The sequence below is a fragment of the Salicola sp. AFF1 genome, assembly GCF_056783195.1.
In genome coordinates this window covers 1-1,108 of sequence record NZ_JBXAYL010000101.1, presented here as the reverse complement: position 1 = coordinate 1,108, position 1,108 = coordinate 1, and the positions used below count along the sequence as shown (strand labels likewise).

Annotated in this window: 1 pseudogene; it reads right to left on the bottom strand. The window is 68.1% G+C overall.

Going from position 1 to position 1,108, the window contains the following annotated elements:
* Nucleotides 1–1,108 (bottom strand): annotated as a pseudogene (locus tag AC1RQI_RS16885) (hypothetical protein); the annotation flags it as partial.

The window sequence follows — 1,108 nt, the reverse complement described above, 5'->3', positions numbered from 1 at the left end:
GGCGCTGGGCGGCGTGGATGGCCCGGGTCTGGGCGCGGGACTCGTCCACGGACAGCACCAGGCAGCGGTTCATCAGCTCTTCGTCGATGTCGATGGCGGTGGTGGTGGAGAACAGCATCACCGGGCCTTCCACGCGGTACTCCTGGGTCTCCAGGTTGCCGGTGGTGGCGTTCTTGCCGGTGCTGGCGATGCTCACCTCGCCTTCCGACTGCAACAGCTTCAACGCGTAGCTGGTGTTCTGTGCCCCCTCTTCCTCGGCAATGGCCAGGATCTTGTGCCGCAGATCCTGCTCGCCGAGATAGTACAGCGCCTGGCCGGTCATCGCGCTGTACTGGACCCGCTCTTCGTCGGGCATGAACGCCAGCACCGAGTCCATCAGCGAGGACTTGCCGGCGGCGCTGGTGCTTTGCATCATCACCGCCAGGGGCCGGTCCAGCTTGCGCGAACAGGCGGCCAGGTAGCCCATGAGCTTGTTGGTGTCCTCGCCCACCACGCCGGCGGCGTGGAAGTCGTCCAGGATGCGATCCAGAAGCGCCGGGTCCTGCAACAGCGCGCGGGCCTCGTGGAGTTCGTCGTCGCTCATCGCCGGCTGGCGCTCGGGCGGGTTCAGCGTGGCCTGGATGTGGGCGTCCTGCAGCGCTTCGAGTTTCAGAAGCACCCGGCCCAGATCGGCCTTGAGGCTGGCCTCGCTGGCGCCGAGCTCGCGCGCCGCCTCGCGGATGTAGTGCTGGCGCGAGCGCGCGGCGTACAGATCGAAGGTGTCCACGTGGAAGCGCTCGTCCTGGCGGATCAGCAGGTTGACCTTGAGCTGTTGATAGCTGAGGTTGCCCTCAAGGCCCCGGACCCGGACCTGGCGCGGGCCCAGGGTCAGGAGGATTTCATGGTCGCGGATCTCAGCTTCGGGCTCGGCCTCCGGCGCGGGGGCAATCGGGGAAGGGGCCTCCGTGCCCGACTCGGCCCGTGGCGCCTGCGCCTCGCCATCGCAGGGGTCGGCGGCTGAAGAACCTGCGGCTAAAGCGGGGGTGGGGTCGGGCGCGCTTTTTTCATTAGCCGCTTCGGGGGCGGGCTCCGGCGCGGACTCGATCCCGGGCTTGCCACTGCACATCCA